Source organism: Enterobacter sp. 302C9, from assembly GCF_034106085.1.
GTDB classification, from domain to species: Bacteria; Pseudomonadota; Gammaproteobacteria; order Enterobacterales; family Enterobacteriaceae; genus Enterobacter; species Enterobacter asburiae_B.
The window spans coordinates 33,988-53,473 of record NZ_JAWNBW010000015.1 but is presented as its reverse complement, the minus strand read 5'-3'; the positions used below and the strand labels follow the sequence as shown (position 1 = coordinate 53,473).

Below are 19,486 nucleotides of genomic sequence, written 5' to 3'. Positions count from 1 at the left end.
ACGAAGGCTTACTCGCGGGTGAGCACAATTTTACCGAACGCGCCGCGATCCAGATGTTCAAACGCCTGTTCAAGCTCGTTAAAACGATAGCGATGCTCAATCACCGGCTTCAGCCCCGTGACGTCAACAGCGCGGACAAAATCTTCCAGCGCCCGGCGATGCCCCACGCCAATCCCCTGAATGACGGGGGATTTCAGCAGCAGTTCGCCAGCAGAGAGGGTCATCTCCGTCCCGGCGAGCACGCCAATGACGGAGAGACGTCCGTGAACGGCAACGGCGCGCAGGGAATGCTTCAGGTTCTCTCCACCGACGGTTTCGATAATATGGTCGATACCGCGATCCTGCGTGAGCGCCAGCGTATTTTCAGCCCAGTCGCTTTTCAGGCGGTTGATGCCGTGGCTGGCCCCCAGCGTTTTGGCCAGCGCCAGTTTCTCATCGCTCCCCGAGGTGACAAACACCTCCGCGCCGTGCGCTTTTGCAATCTGAAGGGCGAAGATCGCCACGCCGCCCGTGCCCTGCACCAGCACCGATTGCCCGGCGCGCAGCTGGCCGCGCTCCACCAGCGCAAACCAGGCGGTAAGCCCTGCGCAGGGTAAGGTGCTGGCCTCGGCGTCATCCAGGGTCTCCGGAGAGGCCACCAGCGCGTCTTCCTTTACAATCACATACTCAGACAGCATGCCCTGGAAGTATCCGCCGGACGTTTTATAGGGCAGATTGCGCGCGTCCGCCTGCGGCTTACCGTCGATCCACTCCGGGAAGAAGGTTGAGATGACGCGCGCGCCGGGCTGGAAGCGCGTAACGCCTTCACCAATGCTGTCCACCACGCCCGCCATGTCAGACGCCGGGGTAAACGGGAAGGAAAGCGGGATCGGCATTGTGCCTTCAACAACCATTTTATCGCGATAGTTAAGCGCAACGGCATTTACGCGCACGCGCACTTCACCCGGACCTGGCTGTGGAACGGGCGCCTGAGTCAGCTTGAGGTTCTCGCGCCCGAGGGCATCCATGGACCAGCGTTGCATTGTCTCTGTCATTTTATTTCTCCTGCCATCAGATGAGCTTTAGTCCTGACAGTCTACCGTTGACTAAAGGTCGCCAGTGGCGATAAGTTTTCTCTTTATTGACGCCAGAATAGATACAATCCATGACCGATACGCTGAAGGATATTCCTGTTTTCGTGGCCGCCGTTGAGGCGGGAAGTTTCGCGCAGGCCGCGATTCGCCTGCATTTGTCACGTTCGGCGGTCGGAAAAAGCATCGCTCGCCTCGAACAGCGGCTGGGGGTACGTCTTTTTCAGCGCACCACCCGCAGCCAGAGTCTGACCGATAACGGCGCCCTTTTTTATGAACGCTGTCTGCGCGCGCTGGAGGAGATTCGGGGTGCGGAATCGCTGCTTGAAACGGGGAAACAGCAGGTCAGTGGCCGCCTGCGCGTTGCCATGCCGGTGCTGTTTGGTCGCCAGTGCGTCGCCCCCTTGCTGATAGCGCTGGCGCAGGAACACCCCGGGCTTGAACTGGAAATGTCATTCAGCGACCGCGTGGTGGATCTCGTCGAGGAAGGGTTTGATATGGCGGTGCGTAACGGCACGCTTCAGGACAGCAGCGTGCTGGTCGCCAGAAAGCTGGGAGAACACCGGATGGTGCTGTGCGCCGCGCCGGAGTATCTGCTGAAGAAAGGCCAGCCACAAAGCGTTAATGATTTATCCCAGCATAAGGCCATTAACTATTTGAGCGCAGGCAGAGTGTTGTCCTGGCAGCTGATGGATAACGAAGGAACGTCGCACTCCTTTACGCCCCGATCGTCACTCAATATGGATGATTTGCAGGCGATCTGCGACGCTGTGCTGGCCGGACACGGCATTGCATGGCTGCCCTGCTGGATGGTCGTCAAAGATATTCACCAGGGTAAACTCGTGCCGCTCCTGAAGCAGGCACCGGATGTGCATTTCAACGTTCATGCGGTGTGGCAGCAGACGCCGCATCTGCCGCTGAGGGTAAGAATAGCGATAGATACGCTGGCGAGCCGTTTACCATCCGTGATGTCGCTGGATATGCCTGCGCCCACAAAAAAGCCGCGCTAAAAGCGCGGCCAGTTATCGTGCGGTATAACGTCGATTAGATATCGATATTTGCCGCTTTCAGGGCGTTCTCTTCGATGAAGGCACGACGTGGTTCAACCGCATCGCCCATCAGGGTCGTGAACAGCTGGTCCGCAGCAATCGCGTCCTTAACGGTGACGCGCAGCATGCGGCGGCTTTCCGGATCCATGGTGGTTTCCCACAGCTGGTCCGGGTTCATTTCGCCCAGACCTTTATAGCGCTGGATCGCAAGACCACGACGAGACTCTTTCACCAGCCAGTCCAGCGCCTGCTCGAAGCTGGCTACCGGCTGACGACGTTCGCCACGTTCGATGAACGCATCGTCTTCGATCAGGCCGCGCAGCGTCTCGCCGAGCGTGCAGATACGACGGTATTCCGGACCGGTCACAAACTCGTGCTCCAGCGGATAGTCGGTGTCAACGCCGTGGGTACGCACGCGAATAATAGGCTCGAACTGCTTATCGGCGTTCTGCTGGATATCGCATTTCCACATGCTGCCGTGCTGCTCTTTTTCGTTCAGATCGGTCACCAGGGCATTCACCCAGCGGGTCACGGTCTGCTCGTCGCTCAGATCGGCTTCGGTCAGGGTTGGCTGATAAACCAGCTCCTTCAGCAGCGTTTTCGGATAACGGCGTTCCATACGCGTAATCATTTTCTGCGTGGCGTTGAACTCGGAAACCAGACGCTCCAGCGGCTCACCGGCCAGTGCAGGGGCGTGCGAGTTCGCGTGCAGGGTCGCGCCATCAAGGGCGATCGCGATTTGGTACTGATCCATCGCTTCGTCGTCTTTAATGTACTGTTCCTGCTTGCCTTTCTTCACCTTGTACAGCGGCGGCTGTGCAATGTAGACGTGACCACGCTCAACGATTTCAGGCATCTGACGATAGAAGAAGGTCAACAGCAGCGTACGAATGTGCGAGCCGTCGACGTCCGCATCGGTCATGATGATGATGCTGTGGTAGCGCAGTTTGTCCGGGTTGTACTCATCACGGCCGATGCCGCAGCCCAGCGCGGTGATGAGCGTCGCCACTTCCTGAGAAGAGAGCATCTTGTCGAAACGGGCTTTCTCAACGTTGAGGATTTTACCCTTCAGCGGCAGGATAGCCTGATTCTTACGGTTACGGCCCTGCTTCGCAGAACCGCCCGCGGAGTCCCCTTCCACGAGGTACAGTTCGGACAGCGCCGGGTCACGTTCCTGGCAGTCAGCCAGTTTGCCCGGCAGGCCTGCTAAGTCCAGCGCGCCTTTACGACGGGTCATTTCACGGGCTTTACGCGCCGCTTCACGGGCACGCGCCGCATCGATAATTTTACCCACAACGATTTTCGCGTCGGACGGGTTTTCCAGCAGGTATTCGCTCAGCAGTTCGTTCATCTGCTGTTCAACCGCCGATTTCACCTCGGAAGAGACCAGCTTGTCTTTGGTCTGTGAGGAGAACTTCGGATCCGGCACCTTCACGGAGACAACGGCAATCAGGCCTTCACGGGCATCGTCACCGGTGGCGCTGACTTTCGCTTTCTTGCTGTAGCCTTCTTTGTCCATGTAGGCGTTCAGGGTACGGGTCATCGCCGCACGGAAGCCTGCAAGGTGCGTACCGCCGTCACGCTGTGGAATGTTGTTGGTGAAGCAGTAGATGTTTTCCTGGAAACCATCGTTCCACTGCAGCGCCACTTCCACGCCGATACCGTCTTTTTCGGTGGAGAAATAGAAGATATTCGGGTGAATAGGCGTTTTGTTCTTGTTCAGATACTCAACGAACGCTTTGATACCACCTTCGTAATGGAAGTGGTCTTCTTTACCGTCACGCTTGTCTTTAAGGCGGATAGAGACGCCGGAGTTCAGGAACGACAGTTCACGCAGGCGTTTCGCCAGGATGTCGTACTCGAATTCGGTGACGTTGGTGAAGGTTTCATGGCTCGGCCAGAAACGCACCATGGTACCGGTTTTGTCGGTATCGCCGGTAACGGCCAGCGGTGCCTGCGGCACGCCGTGCGTATAGAGCTGACGGTGAATTTTGCCTTCGCGCTGGATAACCAGCTCCAGCTTCTGCGACAGGGCGTTAACCACGGAGACGCCTACGCCGTGCAGGCCGCCGGAAACTTTATAGGAGTTATCGTCAAACTTACCGCCTGCGTGCAGCACGGTCATGATCACTTCCGCAGCAGAGACGCCCTCTTCCGGGTGAATACCGGTTGGGATGCCACGACCATCATCGGTGACGGAGACGGAGTTGTCCGCATGGATGGTGACCACGATGTCTTTACAGTGACCCGCGAGCGCTTCGTCGATAGCGTTATCTACCACCTCGAATACCATGTGGTGCAGACCGGTGCCGTCATCCGTGTCGCCGATATACATACCCGGGCGCTTACGCACCGCATCCAGCCCTTTCAGGACTTTGATACTGGAGGAGTCATAAGAATTCGACATCAACGTTTCTCGCTCATTTCAACTTGGGTTAATCCGTTATTTTACCCTTTTCCACGGTAAACATCTTCGAATTTTCGTCCGACATGTCTATAACGTGTTCAGCGCTAATGGCGCTGACGAAAACCTGCGACTGAGTGGCTTTTAAGCGGCTGGCAAGCAGCCCGCGCCGCGCGTCGTCAAGTTCCGAGGCAAAATCATCTATCAGGTACAGGCAGCGTCTTCCGCTCTCGCGTGTGAGAAACTCTCCCTGTGCCAGGCGCAGCGCACACATCAGGAGCTTGAGCTGCCCGCGCGACAGCGTGTCTTCCACCGGTGCACCGTCGGCACGAATGCGGAAATCCGCCTTGTGCGGGCCGTGCGCGGTGTAGGTCAACATGCGGTCACGCTCGAAGCTTCTCTCTAACACCTCGGCATAATCCGTCTCTTTCTCCCAGCCGCGCTGGAAAGAGAAGGTGAGAGAGAACTCGGGTAAAAACTGTTTGCAGGTGTCGGCCATGTCTTCGGCGATACCTGCGCTGTATTCGGCACGCCAGTTGCTGATTTGTTCCGCGAGAGGGATTAACTCCATGTCCCACGGACGCAGCTGGGCGTAACGGGTAACCTGGCGCAGTGCAGCGTTACGCTGCTTGAGCAGACGCTTCAGGTTGCTCCAGGCGTTAAAGAAACCGGCTTCGTTGTGAAAGCATCCCCAGTCGAGGAACGCTCTTCTGTATTTGGGGCCGCCGTTGAGTAAAGTAAACCCCTCCGGCGTAATCAGCTGCATTGGCATCAGCAGCGCCAGCTCCGCCACTTTATGGCCGTCGGTGCCGTCGATGCGCACCTTGCTGTCGCCCTGCTTGTCTTTGGTCAGGCCGATAGCGGTTTCCCGCTCCGCCCCCTGCAAACGCCCGTGCAGAACAAAGGATTCCTGCTCGTGGCGAATGACGCGACCAATCTGCAAACTGCGAAACGCCCGACCGTGGCCGAGCGTATAGATGGCCTCAAGCACGCTGGTTTTGCCGCTGCCGTTTGCGCCAACCAGGAAGTTAAAGCCAGGAGATAAAGCGAGATCCGCGCTTTCGATATTGCGAAAGTCGCGGATCAACAGACGGGTGAGCGACATTACAGTCTCATTGGCATAACAACATAGGCAGCCGACTGTGATGCGGCATCTTCAATCTGTACGCTTGAAACGGAGTCGGTCAGCAGAATGCGTACGTTTTCGCATTTCAGCGCATTCAGCACATCCAGTACGTAGCTGACGTTAAAGCCGATTTCCATCTCAGCGCCGGCGTAGGTGACGTCCAGAATCTCTTCTGCCTCTTCCTGCTCCGGGTTGTTAGCGGTGATTTTGATCTGGTTTTCACTCACGTACAGGCGCACGCCGCGGAATTTCTCGTTGGAGAGAATGGCTGCACGGGCAAAGGCCTGCTTGAGGCTATCGCAGCCCGCTTCCAGCGTTTTGTCCGGATTCTTCGGCAATACGCGGCGATAATCCGGGAAACGACCGTCAACCAGCTTCGAAGTGAAAACAAAATCGCCCACGTGTGCGCGGATGTTGTTGCTGCCGATCTGCACGCGCAGCGGCGTGTCGCCGCCGTCGAGCATACGCATCAGCTCAATCACCCCTTTACGCGGCACGATCACCGAATGGTTTGGCAGCGCGTCGCCAATCGGCATAGAACAGACCGCCAGACGGTGGCCGTCGGTGGCTACGGTACGCAGCTCTTCACCTTCGGTTTCGAACAGCATGCCGTTTAAGTAGTAACGGACGTCCTGATGCGCCATGGAGAACTGCGTGGCTTCAATCAGACGCTTCATCGTCGCCTGCGGCAGGGTGAATTCAACTTCGCTCTGCCAGTCGTCCAGGTTCGGGAAGTCCGCAGCAGGCAGCGTGGAGAGCGAGAAACGGCTGCGGCCAGAGCGCACCAGCATACGGTCGCCTTCCAGCTGCACGGCGATTTCAGCGCCTTCCGGCAGCCCGCGGCAGATATCAAAGAATTTACGTGCCGGAACCGTGGTCGCGCCCGCGTCGTGCGGCTGCGTCAGCGTAACGCGCGCGATCATTTCCATTTCCAGATCTGTACCGGTCAGCGACAGCGTACCGTCCGCGACCTGAAGCAGCAGGTTTCCGAGAATAGGCAGCGTTGGGCGGCCACCTAATGGGCCACTCACCTGTTGCAGCGGTTTTAATAAATGTTCACGTTCAACGGTAAATTTCATAGCGTCACGATGATAATGTTCTGATTAAATTGGAAAAATCTTCTTTTATGTCGTGGCTTTCTTCGCGTAACTGCTCAATCTTACGACAAGCGTGCAGCACGGTCGTATGGTCACGGCCACCAAACGCATCCCCGATTTCCGGCAGACTGTGGTTGGTTAACTCCTTTGCCAGCGCCATCGCCATCTGACGCGGACGCGCCACCGAGCGGGAACGACGTTTAGACAGTAAATCTGCCACTTTGATCTTGTAGTACTCAGCCACCGTCTTTTGAATATTGTCGATAGTGACCAGTTTTTCCTGCAATGCCAGCAAATCGCGCAGCGCTTCACGCACAAAATCGATGGTGATCGCACGACCGGTAAAGTTGGCATTGGCGATAACGCGGTTCAGCGCCCCTTCCAGCTCGCGCACGTTGGAGCGCAGACGCTTGGCAATGAAGAACGCCACTTCGCCCGGCAGGCGAATGTCGTTTTCATCGGCTTTCTTCATCAGGATCGCGACGCGGGTTTCCAGCTCCGGTGGCTCGATCGCCACGGTCAGGCCCCAGCCGAAGCGGGATTTCAGACGATCTTCAACGCCGTTGATCTCTTTTGGATAACGATCCGAGGTCAAAATGATCTGCTGATTGCCTTCCAGCAGGGCATTGAAGGTGTGGAAAAACTCTTCCTGCGATCGTTCTTTATTCGCAAAGAACTGGATGTCATCGATGAGCAGCGCGTCAACGGAACGATAGTAGCGTTTAAACTCTTCGATCGCATTGTTTTGCAGGGCTTTTACCATGTCCTGAACGAAGCGCTCGGAGTGCATATACACCACTTTGGCATTGGGCTTGCGCGCCATAATGCCGTTACCCACTGCATGCAGCAGGTGCGTTTTACCCAGACCCGTGCCGCCGTAAAGGAACAGCGGGTTGTAGGCCCCACCGGGATTATCAGCAACCTGACGAGCCGCCGCGCGCGCCAGCTGGTTCGACTTACCTTCAACGAAGTTATCGAACGTGTGTTTCACGTTAACGTTAGAGCGGTAGGTTGGCTCAGCCGGTGCGGGGACATTATCCCAGCCCTGACGAGCGGGTGCGACGCGAGGGGCCGGAGCAGGCGCGGCCTGAGCGGGCGCTGCTACGTTCACGGTTTCACGGACGGTTTGGGTCACCGGCTTTGTGCCCACTTCAAAGCGCAGCTGCGGGGCATCTGACCCGCAGAAATCGTTCAGCAGTCCATTGATGTTATTAAGGTACTTGTCCCTTACCCAATCGAGCACAAAACGGTTTGGCGCATACAAAGCCAGCGTGTTATCGCTCAGTTCCGCCTGCAATGGGCGGATCCACATACTGAATTCTGTGGCTGGTAACTCATCCTGCAATCGGGCAAGACACTGCTGCCAAAGCGAAAGTGACACGGCGGACTCCACTCGAACAATAAAAGAAAACTATTGAATATTCATGATTGTTGGCGCACATCGACATGACCCTGTGCAAAAGGGTGATGTGCGAACCGCTATCTGCGGTTATACACTTCATCGTTCAAGCCGTCTCTGCGTTGGCTGCACTCGCTCGCCCCAGTCACGTTCTTGTGTACGCTCCAGAGGGCTCGCTCCTTTGCCGCCTTGATACAGCGTGAACGAATTTGTGTCATACCCGGCCAGGATCGCTGGATCCCGATCGGGACCGCGGATCATAGCCTAAACTGAGCCAGAGATCTTCTGTTTCTCACAGATTCTTCCCGATTTATCCACAGGAAGATCCGGAACCGGATAAGTGTAAACGATCCTGGCGCCAGTGCCCCACGATTTAGTCCGCATATTGGAAAAATTAATGAGCACAGACAATTTATTGCTTAAATGATCTAACGAAGATCCGGGACGATCCTTGCGCTTTGTTGGCGAGGCCGTATAATCCTCGACCCGGCGCGTGATGCTCATCTTCCTGCGTCGTCCGTTGCTCATTTTCCACGCGAAAACGTGCGGAAATACGCGGGAAATAAGGAAAGAGAATTGACTCCGGAGTGTACAATTATTACAATCCGGCCTCTTTAATCACCCACGCTGAGGCGTTAGTCGTTCGAAACTCGTTCGGGTATACGCAAAAGTCAGTGAATTTATTCAAGTTTAGGTAGAAATCGCCATGAAACGCACTTTTCAACCGTCTGTACTGAAGCGCAACCGTTCTCACGGCTTCCGTGCTCGTATGGCTACTAAAAATGGTCGTCAGGTTCTGGCACGTCGTCGTGCTAAAGGCCGCGCTCGTCTGACCGTTTCCAAGTAATAAAGCTAACCCCTGAGTGGTTAAGCTAGCATTTCCCAGGGAGTTACGTTTGTTAACTCCCGCTCATTTCACTTTCGTCTTCCAGCAGCCACTACGGGCTGGCACGCCGCAAATCACCATCCTCGGCCGCCAAAATTCGCTGGGGCATCCCCGTATCGGTCTCACAGTCGCCAAGAAAAATGTTAAGCGTGCGCATGAACGCAATCGGATTAAACGTCTGACGCGTGAAAGCTTCCGTTTACGTCAGCACGAACTGCCTTCAATGGATTTCGTGGTGGTGGCTAAAAAAGGGGTTGCCGACCTCGATAACCGTGCTCTCTCGGAAGCGTTGGAAAAATTATGGCGCCGCCACTGTCGCCTGGCTCACGGGTCCTGATAGCCCTCATTCGGGTCTATCAACGCCTGATTAGTCCGCTACTCGGGCCGCACTGCCGTTTCACACCAACATGCTCAAGCTACGGAATTGAGGCATTGCGCAGGTTTGGAGTGATAAAAGGCAGTTGGTTGACGGTGAAACGCGTATTAAAATGCCACCCTTTACACCCCGGTGGAGACGACCCCGTCCCCCCAGGACCCTTTGATACCAGAGAACACTAACGATGGATTCGCAACGCAATCTTCTTATCATCGCTTTGTTGTTCGTGTCTTTCATGATCTGGCAGGCATGGGAGCAGGATAAAAATCCTCAACCCCAGCAGCAGACCACGCAGACTACGACCACCGCAGCGGGTAGCGCCGCCGACCAGGGCGTACCGGCCAGTGGCCAGGGGAAACAGATTACGGTTAAGACCGATGTGCTTGAGCTGACAATCAACACCCGTGGTGGTGATGTTGAGCAGGCGCTGCTGTTGACCTACCCGAAAGAGCTGAAGTCTAACGAACCGTTCCAGTTACTGGAAACCACGCCTGAGTTTATCTACCAGGCGCAGAGCGGCCTGACCGGTCGTGATGGCCCGGATAACCCGGCTAACGGTGCGCGTCCACTGTATAACGTCGAGAGCGACACCTTTGTACTGGCTGATGGTCAGAACGAACTCGCGATCCCGATGACGTACACCGACGCCGCAGGCAACACCTTCACTAAAACCTTCACCCTGAAACGCGGTGAATATGCGGTGAACGTGGGCTACAGCGTACAGAACGCCAGTGCGAAACCACTGGAGCTGTCGACCTTTGGCCAGCTGAAGCAGTCCATCAATCTGCCGTCTCACCGTGACACCGGAAGCAGCAACTTTGCGCTGCATACCTTCCGTGGCGCGGCGTACTCCACGCCAGACGCGAAGTATGAGAAATACAAATTCGACACCATTGCCGATAACGAAAACCTGAACGTTAGTTCCAAAGGCGGTTGGGTTGCGATGTTGCAACAGTATTTCGCAACGGCCTGGATCCCAAACAACGACGGTACGAATAACTTCTATACCGCGAATCTGGGTAACGGTCTTGCAGCCATCGGCTACAAATCCCAGCCGGTTCTGGTTCAGCCGGGTCAAACCGGTAAGATGGCAAGCACCCTGTGGGTCGGCCCGGAAATTCAGGACAAAATGGCCGCTGTTGCGCCGCACCTGGATCTGACCGTCGATTACGGCTGGTTGTGGTTCATCTCTCAGCCGCTGTTTAAGCTGCTGAAGTTCATCCACAGCTTCCTGGGTAACTGGGGCTTCTCCATCATCGTTATTACCTTCATCGTTCGTGGCATCATGTACCCGCTGACTAAAGCGCAGTACACCTCCATGGCGAAGATGCGTATGCTGCAGCCGAAAATTGCGGCGATGCGTGAGCGTCTGGGCGATGACAAACAGCGTCAGAGCCAGGAAATGATGGCCCTGTATAAAGCAGAGAAAGTAAACCCACTGGGTGGTTGCTTCCCGCTGCTGATTCAGATGCCAATCTTCCTTGCGCTGTACTACATGCTGATGGGTTCCGTTGAGCTGCGCCACGCGCCGTTCGCACTGTGGATCCATGACCTGTCCGCACAGGACCCGTACTACATCCTGCCGATCCTGATGGGCGTGACGATGTTCTTCATCCAGAAGATGTCGCCGACCACCGTGACCGACCCGATGCAGCAGAAGATCATGACCTTTATGCCGGTCATCTTCACCGTGTTCTTCCTGTGGTTCCCGTCAGGTCTGGTGCTGTACTATATCGTCAGCAACCTGGTGACCATCATCCAGCAGCAGCTGATTTACCGTGGTCTGGAAAAACGTGGCCTGCATAGCCGCGAAAAGAAAAAGTCCTGATTCGGTAAGTTAACGCTAAAATAAGGGCGGTCGATTGACCGCCTTTTTTATTTGTATTGAACGAGACCAACCATGAGCCATAACGACACTATCGTCGCCCAGGCAACCCCACCGGGACGCGGTGGTGTAGGCATTCTGCGTATCTCCGGCCTGAAGGCGCGCGAGGTGGCCGAAGCGGTGCTGGGTAAACTGCCAAAGCCGCGCTACGCTGATTACCTGCCGTTTAAAGATACCGACGGCACGCCGCTGGACCAGGGCATTGCGCTGTGGTTCCCCGGCCCGAACTCCTTTACCGGTGAAGACGTGCTGGAGCTGCAGGGCCACGGCGGCCCGGTTATCCTCGACCTGCTGTTAAAACGTATCCTGACCCTGCCGGGCCTGCGCATTGCGAAGCCGGGCGAGTTCTCCGAGCGTGCCTTCCTCAACGACAAGCTCGACCTGGCGCAGGCAGAAGCGATTGCAGACCTGATCGACGCCAGTTCTGAACAGGCGGCCCGCTCCGCCCTGAACTCGCTGCAGGGGGCATTCTCCGCCCGCGTAAATCACCTTGTGGAAGCACTTACTCACCTGCGGATCTACGTGGAAGCGGCTATCGACTTCCCGGATGAGGAGATCGACTTCCTCTCTGACGGTAAAATCGAAGCCCAGCTCAACCAGGTAATGAACGATCTCGACGCCGTGCGCGCCGAAGCGCGCCAGGGCAGCCTGCTGCGCGAAGGGATGAAGGTTGTCATTGCCGGACGTCCTAACGCCGGGAAATCGAGCCTGCTGAACGCCCTGGCGGGCCGTGAAGCGGCAATCGTCACCGACATTGCCGGCACCACCCGCGACGTGCTGCGCGAGCATATCCACATCGACGGGATGCCGCTGCATATCATTGATACCGCCGGCCTGCGCGATGCCAGCGACGAGGTTGAACGCATCGGTATCGAACGCGCCTGGCAGGAGATCGAGCAGGCAGACCGCGTGCTGTTTATGGTGGACGGCACCACGACCGACGCCGTTGACCCGGCAGAAATCTGGCCAGACTTTATCGCCCGTCTGCCGGCGAAACTGCCCATCACCGTGGTACGCAACAAAGCGGACGTCACCGGCGAAACGCTGGGCATCAGCGATGTGAATGGTCACTCACTGATTCGCCTGTCGGCGCGTACCGGTGAAGGCGTTGAAGACCTGCGCAACCATCTCAAGCAGAGCATGGGCTTTGACACCAGCATGGAAGGCGGCTTCCTCGCGCGTCGTCGTCACCTGCAGGCGCTGGAAGAGGCGGCAAACCACCTTGTTCAGGGTAAAGCGCAGCTTATCGGCGCGTGGGCGGGCGAACTGCTGGCGGAAGAGCTGCGTCTGGCGCAGCAGAATCTGAGCGAAATCACCGGGGAGTTTACGTCGGACGATCTGCTGGGACGAATTTTCTCAAGCTTCTGTATCGGTAAGTAAGGCCCGCTTTGATGGTGATTTCCTCCCGGGAAATCACCATTGTCCAAATGGCAACTCGCCTAATCCCTTTTCACCCCCTATCCTGCATGCCTGCATCTATGGGGGGTTTATGGCGCGTTTTCTGTTTTGTAGTTTCGCATTAGTTCTGCTTTATCCGTCCGGCATTGATATGTATCTGGTGGGATTGCCGCACATCGCCCGCGATCTGGGCGCCAGCGAAGCGCAGCTGCACATCGCGTTTTCGGCCTACCTCGCGGGGATGGCGTCGTCGATGGTCTTTGCCGGGAAGATCGCGGATAAGGCAGGCCGTCAGCCCGTCGCGATAACCGGCGCCATCATTTTTGCCCTGGCCTCTCTTCTCTGCTCACAGGCGCAAAACAGCCCCTTGTTCCTGGCCGGACGGTTTATTCAGGGCATTGGAGCCGGTGGCTGCTACGTCGTCGCGTTTGCCATTTTGCGCGACACCTTAAGCGCCCAGCGTCGCGCCAAAGTGCTTTCGATGCTGAACGGTATTACCTGCATCATCCCGGTGCTGGCCCCGGTCGTGGGATATCTGATCATGCTGAAATTCCCGTGGCAGAGCCTGTTCTGGACCATGGCGGCGATGGGCGCGCTGGTGTTTGTCCTGTCCATCGCCGTGCTGAAAGAGACCCACCCGGGCTCGCAGAATACCAGTCATACCGCAGCCATTCACCCAGCCGAGAAGCTGCTTAACCGCTTTTTTCTCAGTCGTCTGGCCGTGACCACGTTAAGCGTGGCGGTGATTCTGACCTATGTAAACGTTTCCCCGGTTTTACTGATGGAAACCATGGGCTTCGATCGGGGTGAGTATTCAACGGTGATGGCATTAACCGCCATGGTCAGTATGGCAGTGTCGTTTTCTACCCCGTTTGCGCTAAATGTTTTTAGCCAGCGTACGTTGATGCTGACCTCACAGGTTTTATTCCTCACGGCAGGCGCGATCCTGGCAACCGCCAGCTCGCATGCGGTAATGCTGGCCGGCATTACCCTCATTTGCGCCGGGTTCTCGGTTGGCTTTGGCGTGGCGATGAGTCAGGCGCTTGGTCCCTTCTCGCTGCGGGCAGGCGTAGCAAGCTCGGTGCTGGGAATTGCGCAGGTCTGCGGCTCGTCGCTGTGGATTTGGCTGGCGGCGGTCATCGGGCTTAACGCGCTGAATATGCTGATCGGGGTTCTGATTGGCTGTAGCATACTGTGCATCACCTTACTTATGGTCATCCAGCCCGCGGCGCATTATGAAGAAGCCCATCAGCAGTCTCGATCTTAACCTGTTGCTGTGCCTGCAGCTTTTGCTGCAGGAGCGCAGCGTCACCAAAGCGGCGAAGCGGATGAACGTGACGCCGTCTGCGGTGAGTAAATCGCTGGCCAAGCTGCGTGACTGGTTTGACGACCCGCTGTTTGTCAAAACGCCGTTGGGGCTGCTGCCGACCCCGCTGACGGTAAGCCTCGAGCAGGATTTGGCTGACTGGATGCAAATCGGCAACCAGATCCTCGATAAATTCCACCATGATTCCCCGGGCGGGCTAACGTTCGTGCTGGCCGCCGAAACGCCGTTGATGCTGATCCGCTTTAACGCCCTGCTGGAGCAGGTGAACCAGCGCTATCCGCAGGCTACGGTGAAGATGCGTCACTGGGATTACGACTCGCTGGACGCCATTACGCGTGGAGAGGTGGATCTGGGATTCACCGGACGCGAAACGCACCCGCGCTCGCGTGAATTGCTGAAGCTAATGCCGTGGTTCATCGACTATGAGATCCTGTTCAGCGACCGTCCGTGCGTGTATCTGCGTGAGGATCACCCCGCGCTACAGGACGAATGGAACCTCGAGACCTTCCTGCGCTACCCGCACATCAGCATCTTCTGGGAACGCAGCGACACCTGGGCACTGGACGAAGTGCTAAAGGAGATGGGTCGGGAGAGAAACATTGCCATGAGCGTGCCGGGTTTTGAGCAGTCGATGTTTATGGCGGCGCAGCCCGGCCATAACTATATCGCCACGGCTCCGCACTACTGCCATCACTACAATCAACTCCACCAGCGGAAGCTGATCGCGCTGCCCATTCCCATTGACGAAGCGCAGGCTGAAAAGCTTACCGTTCCCTTCACGCTGATCTGGCATAAACGAAACAGCCATAATCCGAAAATCCTCTGGCTGCGGGAAACCATCAAGGCGCTGTACGGTGCCAGCGATCCAATTTTTGCCTAAGAAAATGTAAAGTTCGGTCCTGAGGCTTCTCTTACTCCCATTTACTGATTAAAACAGGAGTCAAGTTAAGCGATAATCATGTAACCGTTTAACCGATTACGACCATTATCAAGGAGCGAAAAATGGCTACGCACTTTGCAAGAGGGATACTTACGGAAGGACGTCTCGTATCGGCAAGAATTTCTTCAGCCTGTCACAGTGAAGCACTCACTCTCCCGGAACACCGCAGAACGCGGTTTTTAGCTTCCCGGGCGCTTCTCGCAGAACTGCTGTTTATGCTGTACGGCACCAGCGAGCTGCCGGACATCATTACCCAACCCGAAGGTCGCCCGGTCTTTGCCGACCCGGATCTCCCTCGTTTTTCGATTGCCTACGCGGGCAATATCATTGGCGTCGCGCTGACCACCGAAGGGGATTGTGGGCTGGATATGGAACTTCAGCGCGCGACACGTAGCTTCCATGGCGGTAATGCGCATGAAGACTATCCGCTCTCCAGCAATGAGAGGCTGTGGGTACGCAACCAGAACGATCCTGTCGAAGCCCGAGCCCAGCTCATTACCCTGCGCCAGAGCATCCGCAAGCTCTGTGGATGCGCCTCAGACGACGCCAGCCTGCTGCAGCTGCTGCCAGGCTCCGGACGTCTGCGTGCCGCCCAGGCCACGCTGGTAGAGGCGCTCAGTGACGCAGAGGATGTGCTCATTTGGTCCATTGCGGTTACCCCCGCCATCGAACGCATGAAAATCTGGGAATTTGACAGCCAACAGGGATGGCGTAGCCTTCCTGATGTGCCCGAGCGTGCCAACGAGCCCGCCGCACGCCTGATGCGTTTAACCAGTTTACCGGCAGAAAAAGCATTCACCCTTAGCTGATCCAATCAGGGTCATCATGATGAAACAGGAGTAATCATGTCTGATACGTTGAAAGTAGTTACGTTACTGGGAAGCCTGCGCAAAGGTTCATTTAACGGGATGGTTGCCCGCACGCTGCCACAGCTGGCACCGGCAGGAATGGAAATTAGCGCCCTGCCGTCTATTGGCGATATTCCGCTCTATGACGCTGACGTACAGCAGGAAGAGGGTTTCCCGCAAAGCGTTGAGGCGCTGGCAGAGCAGATCCGCCAGGCCGACGGCGTGGTCATCGTGACGCCAGAGTACAACTATTCGGTTCCGGGTGGTCTGAAGAATGCCATCGACTGGCTGTCCCGCTTACCTGAGCAGCCGCTGGCAGGCAAGCCGGTGCTGATCCAGACCAGCTCAATGGGCGCGATTGGCGGCGCGCGCTGCCAGTATCATCTGCGCCAGATCCTGGTGTTCCTGGATGCGATGGTCATGAACAAGCCGGAATTTATGGGTGGTGTGATTCAGAACAAGGTCGACCCGCAAACGGGTGAAGTGGTGGATCAGAGCACGCGCGATCATCTGTCTGGCCAGCTGACGGCGTTTGGGGATTATATTAAGCGGGTGAAGGCTTAAGCTTATTGCAGCCTGATGCCCTCACCCTAACCCTCTCCCACAGGGAGAGGGAACTTTGCCCGTAGGTCAGGTAAGCGAAGCGCCACCTGACACCACCAGCATCTTAGTGTGCATCAATAAACACAATCTTCAGCACAAACAGCAGCGCCACAACGATGACGCAAGGGCTGAGGTCGCGGAAGCGGCCGGTACCGATCTTCATTACGCAGTAAGAGATAAAGCCCAGCGCGATACCTTCGGTAATCGAGAAGCTGAACGGCATCATCACGGCGGTAATAAACGCCGGCACCGCTTCGGTTAAATCATCCCACTTCACGCGTGACAGGCTGGAGGTCATCAGCACCCCCACATAGATCAGCGCGCCGGCTGCCGCATACGGAGGAACCATACCCGCCAGCGGAGAGAGGAAGATCACCAGCAGGAACAGAATACCCACAACCACCGCCGTCAGGCCGGTACGGCCGCCCACGGACACGCCGGAAGACGATTCAATGTACGCGGTAACGGACGAGGTTCCGATAAAAGCACCGGTCACAGAGGAGACGCTGTCCACAAACAGCGCTTGCTTCATGCGCGGGAATTTCCCTTTTTCATCCGCCAGGCCCGCTTTGTCGGTCACGCCAATCAGCGTGCCGGAGGAGTCAAACAGGTTGACCAGCATGAAGGAGAAAATCACGCCCGCCAGGCCCAGGTTCAGAGAACCCGCCAGATCGACGTGACCAATCACGGTAGAGACGCTCGGTGGCGCGGAGACGATACCGTTATAGTGAACATCGCCCAGCATCCAGCCCAGCAGGGTGGTGACAACGATGGACACCAGCACCGCCGCGTGAATATTGCGGGAAGCCAGGATCGCGATGATAAAGAAGCCCAGCACGCCCAGCAGCACGTTATGAGAAGTCAGGTGACCGATGCTCACCAGCGTGTCCGGGTTCGCCACGATAACGCCGGCGTTTTTCAGCCCCATCATACCGATGAACAGACCAATACCGCTGGTAATGCCCACGCGCAGGCTCACGGGAATGTTTGCAATCATCCAGTAACGCACGCGGAAAATGGTCAGCAGCAGCAGGCCAACCGCGCCCCAGAAGATGGCGCCCATGCCAACCTGCCACGGCAGACCCATCGCCTGAACAACCACGAACGCGAAGAACGCATTCAGGCCCATTGCCGGTGCCAGCGCAACAGGCAGGTTAGCGAACACACCCATCAGGATGCTGCCAAGAGCCGCGATCAGACAGGTTGTCACGAAGACGGCGCTGGTATCCATGCCAGCGACGCCCAGAATTTGAGGGTTCACAAAAACGATATAGACCATCGTCAGGAAGGTGGTGAAACCAGCGATCACTTCGGTGCGTGCCGTTGTGCCGTGCTCGCGCAGTTTAAAAACGCGCTCAAGCAGACCCTGACCAGATGTCTGGGTAGTGTGTTGTTGACTCATCATCAATTCCGAACAAGGAGGGAAAATTCGTCGCTATCCTATACCAAAATGCGACAATAGTGGCGGTTACGTGATACTTTTTTCATTGATTTTGCTTATACGGCAACGATTGCGTGCCGGCGAACTGCCGTACGTAAACGTTAAACTTGTTAAAAGGGAAAGGCATGTCCGGAATTGAAGCGGTATTTTTCGACTGCGACGGTACGCTGGTCGACAGTGAGGTCATTTGTTCCCGCGCGTATGTCACCATGTTCCAGGAATTTGGCATTACGCTGGAACTCGAAGAGGTGTTTAAACGCTTTAAGGGCGTAAAGCTCTACGAGATCATCGACATCATTAACGAAGAACACGGTGTGAATCTGGCGAAAGCCGATCTGGAACCGGTGTACCGCGCCGAGGTCGCACACCTTTTCGACTCCGAGCTGGAGGTTATCTCCGGAGCTAACGCGTTGCTGGATGCGATGACGGTGCCAGTCTGCGTCGTTTCTAACGGCCCGGTCAGCAAAATGCAGCACTCGCTGGGCAAGCTTGAGATGTTGCACCATTTCCCGGAAAAACTGTTCAGCGGCTACGATATCCAGCGCTGGAAGCCAGACCCGGCGCTGATGTTCCATGCGGCAAAAGCGATGAACGTCAACGTAGAGAACTGTATTCTGGTGGATGACTCGTCTGCGGGCGCGCAGTCGGGGATTGATGCGGGGATGGAGGTGTTTTACTTCTGCGCCGACCCGCACAACAAGCCGATCGATCATCCCAATGTCACGACCTTTACCGATCTGGCGCAGCTGCCAGCGCTGTGGAAGGCGCGCGGGTGGGATATTACTCGCTGAGTTTTCCCCTCACCCCGACCCTCTCCCCAGGGGAGAGGGAGAAAACCGAATTGTCCCCTCTCCCTGTGGGAGAGGGTTAGGGTGAGGGTAAAAATCACTCTTTCGGATCTTTACCCGCCAGCAGCTTGTCCAGCTCGTCGCCGCCCACGTGACGGAAGTCCTGACCTTTCACGAAGTAGAAGATGTATTCGCAAATGTTCTGGCAGCGGTCGCCGATACGCTCAATAGAGCGCGCGCAGAACAGGGCGGTCAGTACGCTTGGGATCGTACGTGAATCTTCCATCATGTAGGTCATCAGCTGACGCACGATGCCTTCATACTCCTGGTCGACCTTCTTGTCTTCACGGTAGATACGCACCGCTTCGTCCAGGTCCATACGCGCAAAGGCATCCAGCACATCGTGCAGCATCTGCACGGTGTGGCGGCCCAGCGACTCCAGGCTCACCAGCAGCGGCTGGTGCTGTTGAGAGAACTTCTCCAGCGCGGTGCGGCAGATTTTATCCGCAACGTCACCAATACGCTCCAGCTCGGCGATGGTTTTGATGATCGCCATCACCAGACGCAGGTCGCTCGCCGTCGGCTGACGTTTCGCGATAATGCGCACGCAGGCCTCGTCGATAGCGACTTCCATCATGTTGACGTTTTTGTCGCCTTCAATGACGCGCTTCGCCAGCTCGCTGTCCTGGTTGTGCATTGCCGTAATCGCATCAGAAAGCTGCTGCTCGACCATGCCGCCCATGGTCATTACCTGGGTGCGAATGCTTTCCAGCTCTGCGTTGAACTGGCCGGAAATGTGTTTATTAAGATTGAGGTTGTCCATGGTTTCTCCACATGCACTAAGGCAAA

18 protein-coding genes are annotated in these 19,486 nt (G+C 56.4%); 11 read left to right on the top strand and 7 right to left on the bottom strand.

Annotation, left to right across the window (positions count from 1 at the left end; all coding sequences use genetic code 11):
* Positions 1-8: 8 nt before the first annotated feature.
* Positions 9-1,034 (bottom strand): NAD(P)-dependent alcohol dehydrogenase, encoded by a 1,026-nt coding sequence (locus UR289_RS20170; RefSeq protein ID WP_320711413.1) that lies wholly within the window; start codon positions 1,032-1,034, stop codon positions 9-11.
* 110 nt (positions 1,035-1,144) lie between these two features.
* On the opposite strand from UR289_RS20170, the gene UR289_RS20165 reads away from it, so the two are divergent.
* Complete coding sequence (locus UR289_RS20165; RefSeq protein WP_320711412.1) at positions 1,145-2,080, top strand: LysR family transcriptional regulator; 936 nt, start codon at positions 1,145-1,147, stop codon at positions 2,078-2,080.
* A gap of 34 nt (positions 2,081-2,114) precedes the next feature.
* Here UR289_RS20165 and gyrB read toward each other — a convergent pair whose 3' ends face one another.
* Genes gyrB through dnaA form a run of 4 tightly spaced genes read right to left on the bottom strand, consistent with a single transcriptional unit; the run spans position 2,115 to position 8,127 of the window.
* Positions 2,115-4,526 carry a DNA topoisomerase (ATP-hydrolyzing) subunit B gene (gyrB, locus tag UR289_RS20160; RefSeq protein WP_029741443.1) on the bottom strand — a complete coding sequence of 804 codons (2,412 nt, stop codon included), beginning with the start codon at positions 4,524-4,526 and terminating at the stop codon, positions 2,115-2,117.
* A gap of 28 nt (positions 4,527-4,554) precedes the next feature.
* Positions 4,555-5,628 carry a DNA replication/repair protein RecF gene (recF, locus tag UR289_RS20155; RefSeq protein ID WP_023309805.1) on the bottom strand — a complete coding sequence of 358 codons (1,074 nt, stop codon included), beginning with the start codon at positions 5,626-5,628 and terminating at the stop codon, positions 4,555-4,557.
* Positions 5,628-6,728 carry a DNA polymerase III subunit beta gene (gene dnaN, locus UR289_RS20150; RefSeq protein ID WP_014830028.1) on the bottom strand — a complete coding sequence of 367 codons (1,101 nt, stop codon included), beginning with the start codon at positions 6,726-6,728 and terminating at the stop codon, positions 5,628-5,630. The genes recF and dnaN overlap by 1 nt, the downstream gene beginning before the upstream one ends.
* Positions 6,729-6,732: 4 nt before the next feature.
* Positions 6,733-8,127: a chromosomal replication initiator protein DnaA gene (dnaA, locus tag UR289_RS20145; RefSeq protein ID WP_010426558.1), complete on the bottom strand. Its 1,395-nt coding sequence runs from the start codon at positions 8,125-8,127 to the stop codon at positions 6,733-6,735.
* Positions 8,128-8,851: 724 nt separating this feature from the next.
* Here dnaA and rpmH point away from each other — a divergent pair.
* The 9 genes from rpmH (at position 8,852) to UR289_RS20100 (ending at position 16,369) form a co-directional block, all read left to right on the top strand.
* Positions 8,852-8,992 carry a 50S ribosomal protein L34 gene (gene rpmH / locus UR289_RS20140; protein ID WP_000831330.1) on the top strand — a complete coding sequence of 47 codons (141 nt, stop codon included), beginning with the start codon at positions 8,852-8,854 and terminating at the stop codon, positions 8,990-8,992.
* A 16-nt stretch (positions 8,993-9,008) separates the two neighbouring features.
* Positions 9,009-9,368, top strand: a complete 360-nt coding sequence (rnpA, locus tag UR289_RS20135; RefSeq protein ID WP_032640303.1) for a ribonuclease P protein component — start codon at positions 9,009-9,011, stop codon at positions 9,366-9,368.
* The gene (yidD, locus tag UR289_RS20130) at positions 9,332-9,589 is read left to right on the top strand and encodes a membrane protein insertion efficiency factor YidD (protein ID WP_001307474.1); all 258 of its coding nucleotides are present in this window, start codon (positions 9,332-9,334) and stop codon (positions 9,587-9,589) included. The genes rnpA and yidD overlap by 37 nt, the downstream gene beginning before the upstream one ends.
* 2 nt (positions 9,590-9,591) lie before the next feature.
* A complete protein-coding gene (gene yidC / locus UR289_RS20125) occupies positions 9,592-11,235 on the top strand; it encodes a membrane protein insertase YidC (protein WP_033144356.1) in 1,644 nt (547 codons plus the stop codon).
* A gap of 72 nt (positions 11,236-11,307) precedes the next feature.
* Entirely contained in the window at positions 11,308-12,672 is a 1,365-nt protein-coding gene (gene mnmE, locus UR289_RS20120; RefSeq protein ID WP_182931361.1) for a tRNA uridine-5-carboxymethylaminomethyl(34) synthesis GTPase MnmE, read from the top strand.
* A gap of 109 nt (positions 12,673-12,781) precedes the next feature.
* A complete protein-coding gene (locus UR289_RS20115) occupies positions 12,782-13,957 on the top strand; it encodes an MFS transporter (protein WP_320711409.1) in 1,176 nt (391 codons plus the stop codon).
* Positions 13,926-14,897 (top strand): HTH-type transcriptional regulator YidZ, encoded by a 972-nt coding sequence (yidZ, locus tag UR289_RS20110; RefSeq protein ID WP_029741480.1) that lies wholly within the window; start codon positions 13,926-13,928, stop codon positions 14,895-14,897. The genes UR289_RS20115 and yidZ overlap by 32 nt, the downstream gene beginning before the upstream one ends.
* A gap of 122 nt (positions 14,898-15,019) precedes the next feature.
* Positions 15,020-15,766 (top strand): 4'-phosphopantetheinyl transferase family protein, encoded by a 747-nt coding sequence (locus tag UR289_RS20105; RefSeq protein ID WP_248235625.1) that lies wholly within the window; start codon positions 15,020-15,022, stop codon positions 15,764-15,766.
* A gap of 36 nt (positions 15,767-15,802) precedes the next feature.
* Positions 15,803-16,369, top strand: a complete 567-nt coding sequence (locus UR289_RS20100) for an NADPH-dependent FMN reductase (RefSeq protein ID WP_023309798.1) — start codon at positions 15,803-15,805, stop codon at positions 16,367-16,369.
* A 103-nt stretch (positions 16,370-16,472) separates the two neighbouring features.
* On the opposite strand, the gene adeP is transcribed toward UR289_RS20100, so the two are convergent.
* Positions 16,473-17,810: an adenine permease AdeP gene (gene adeP, locus UR289_RS20095; RefSeq protein ID WP_147429993.1), complete on the bottom strand. Its 1,338-nt coding sequence runs from the start codon at positions 17,808-17,810 to the stop codon at positions 16,473-16,475.
* A gap of 164 nt (positions 17,811-17,974) precedes the next feature.
* On the opposite strand from adeP, the gene yieH reads away from it, so the two are divergent.
* A complete protein-coding gene (gene yieH, locus UR289_RS20090) occupies positions 17,975-18,640 on the top strand; it encodes a 6-phosphogluconate phosphatase (RefSeq protein ID WP_320711407.1) in 666 nt (221 codons plus the stop codon).
* A gap of 94 nt (positions 18,641-18,734) precedes the next feature.
* On the opposite strand, the gene phoU is transcribed toward yieH, so the two are convergent.
* A complete protein-coding gene (phoU, locus tag UR289_RS20085) occupies positions 18,735-19,460 on the bottom strand; it encodes a phosphate signaling complex protein PhoU (RefSeq protein WP_008500182.1) in 726 nt (241 codons plus the stop codon).
* Between the last annotated feature and the right edge of the window lie 26 nt (positions 19,461-19,486).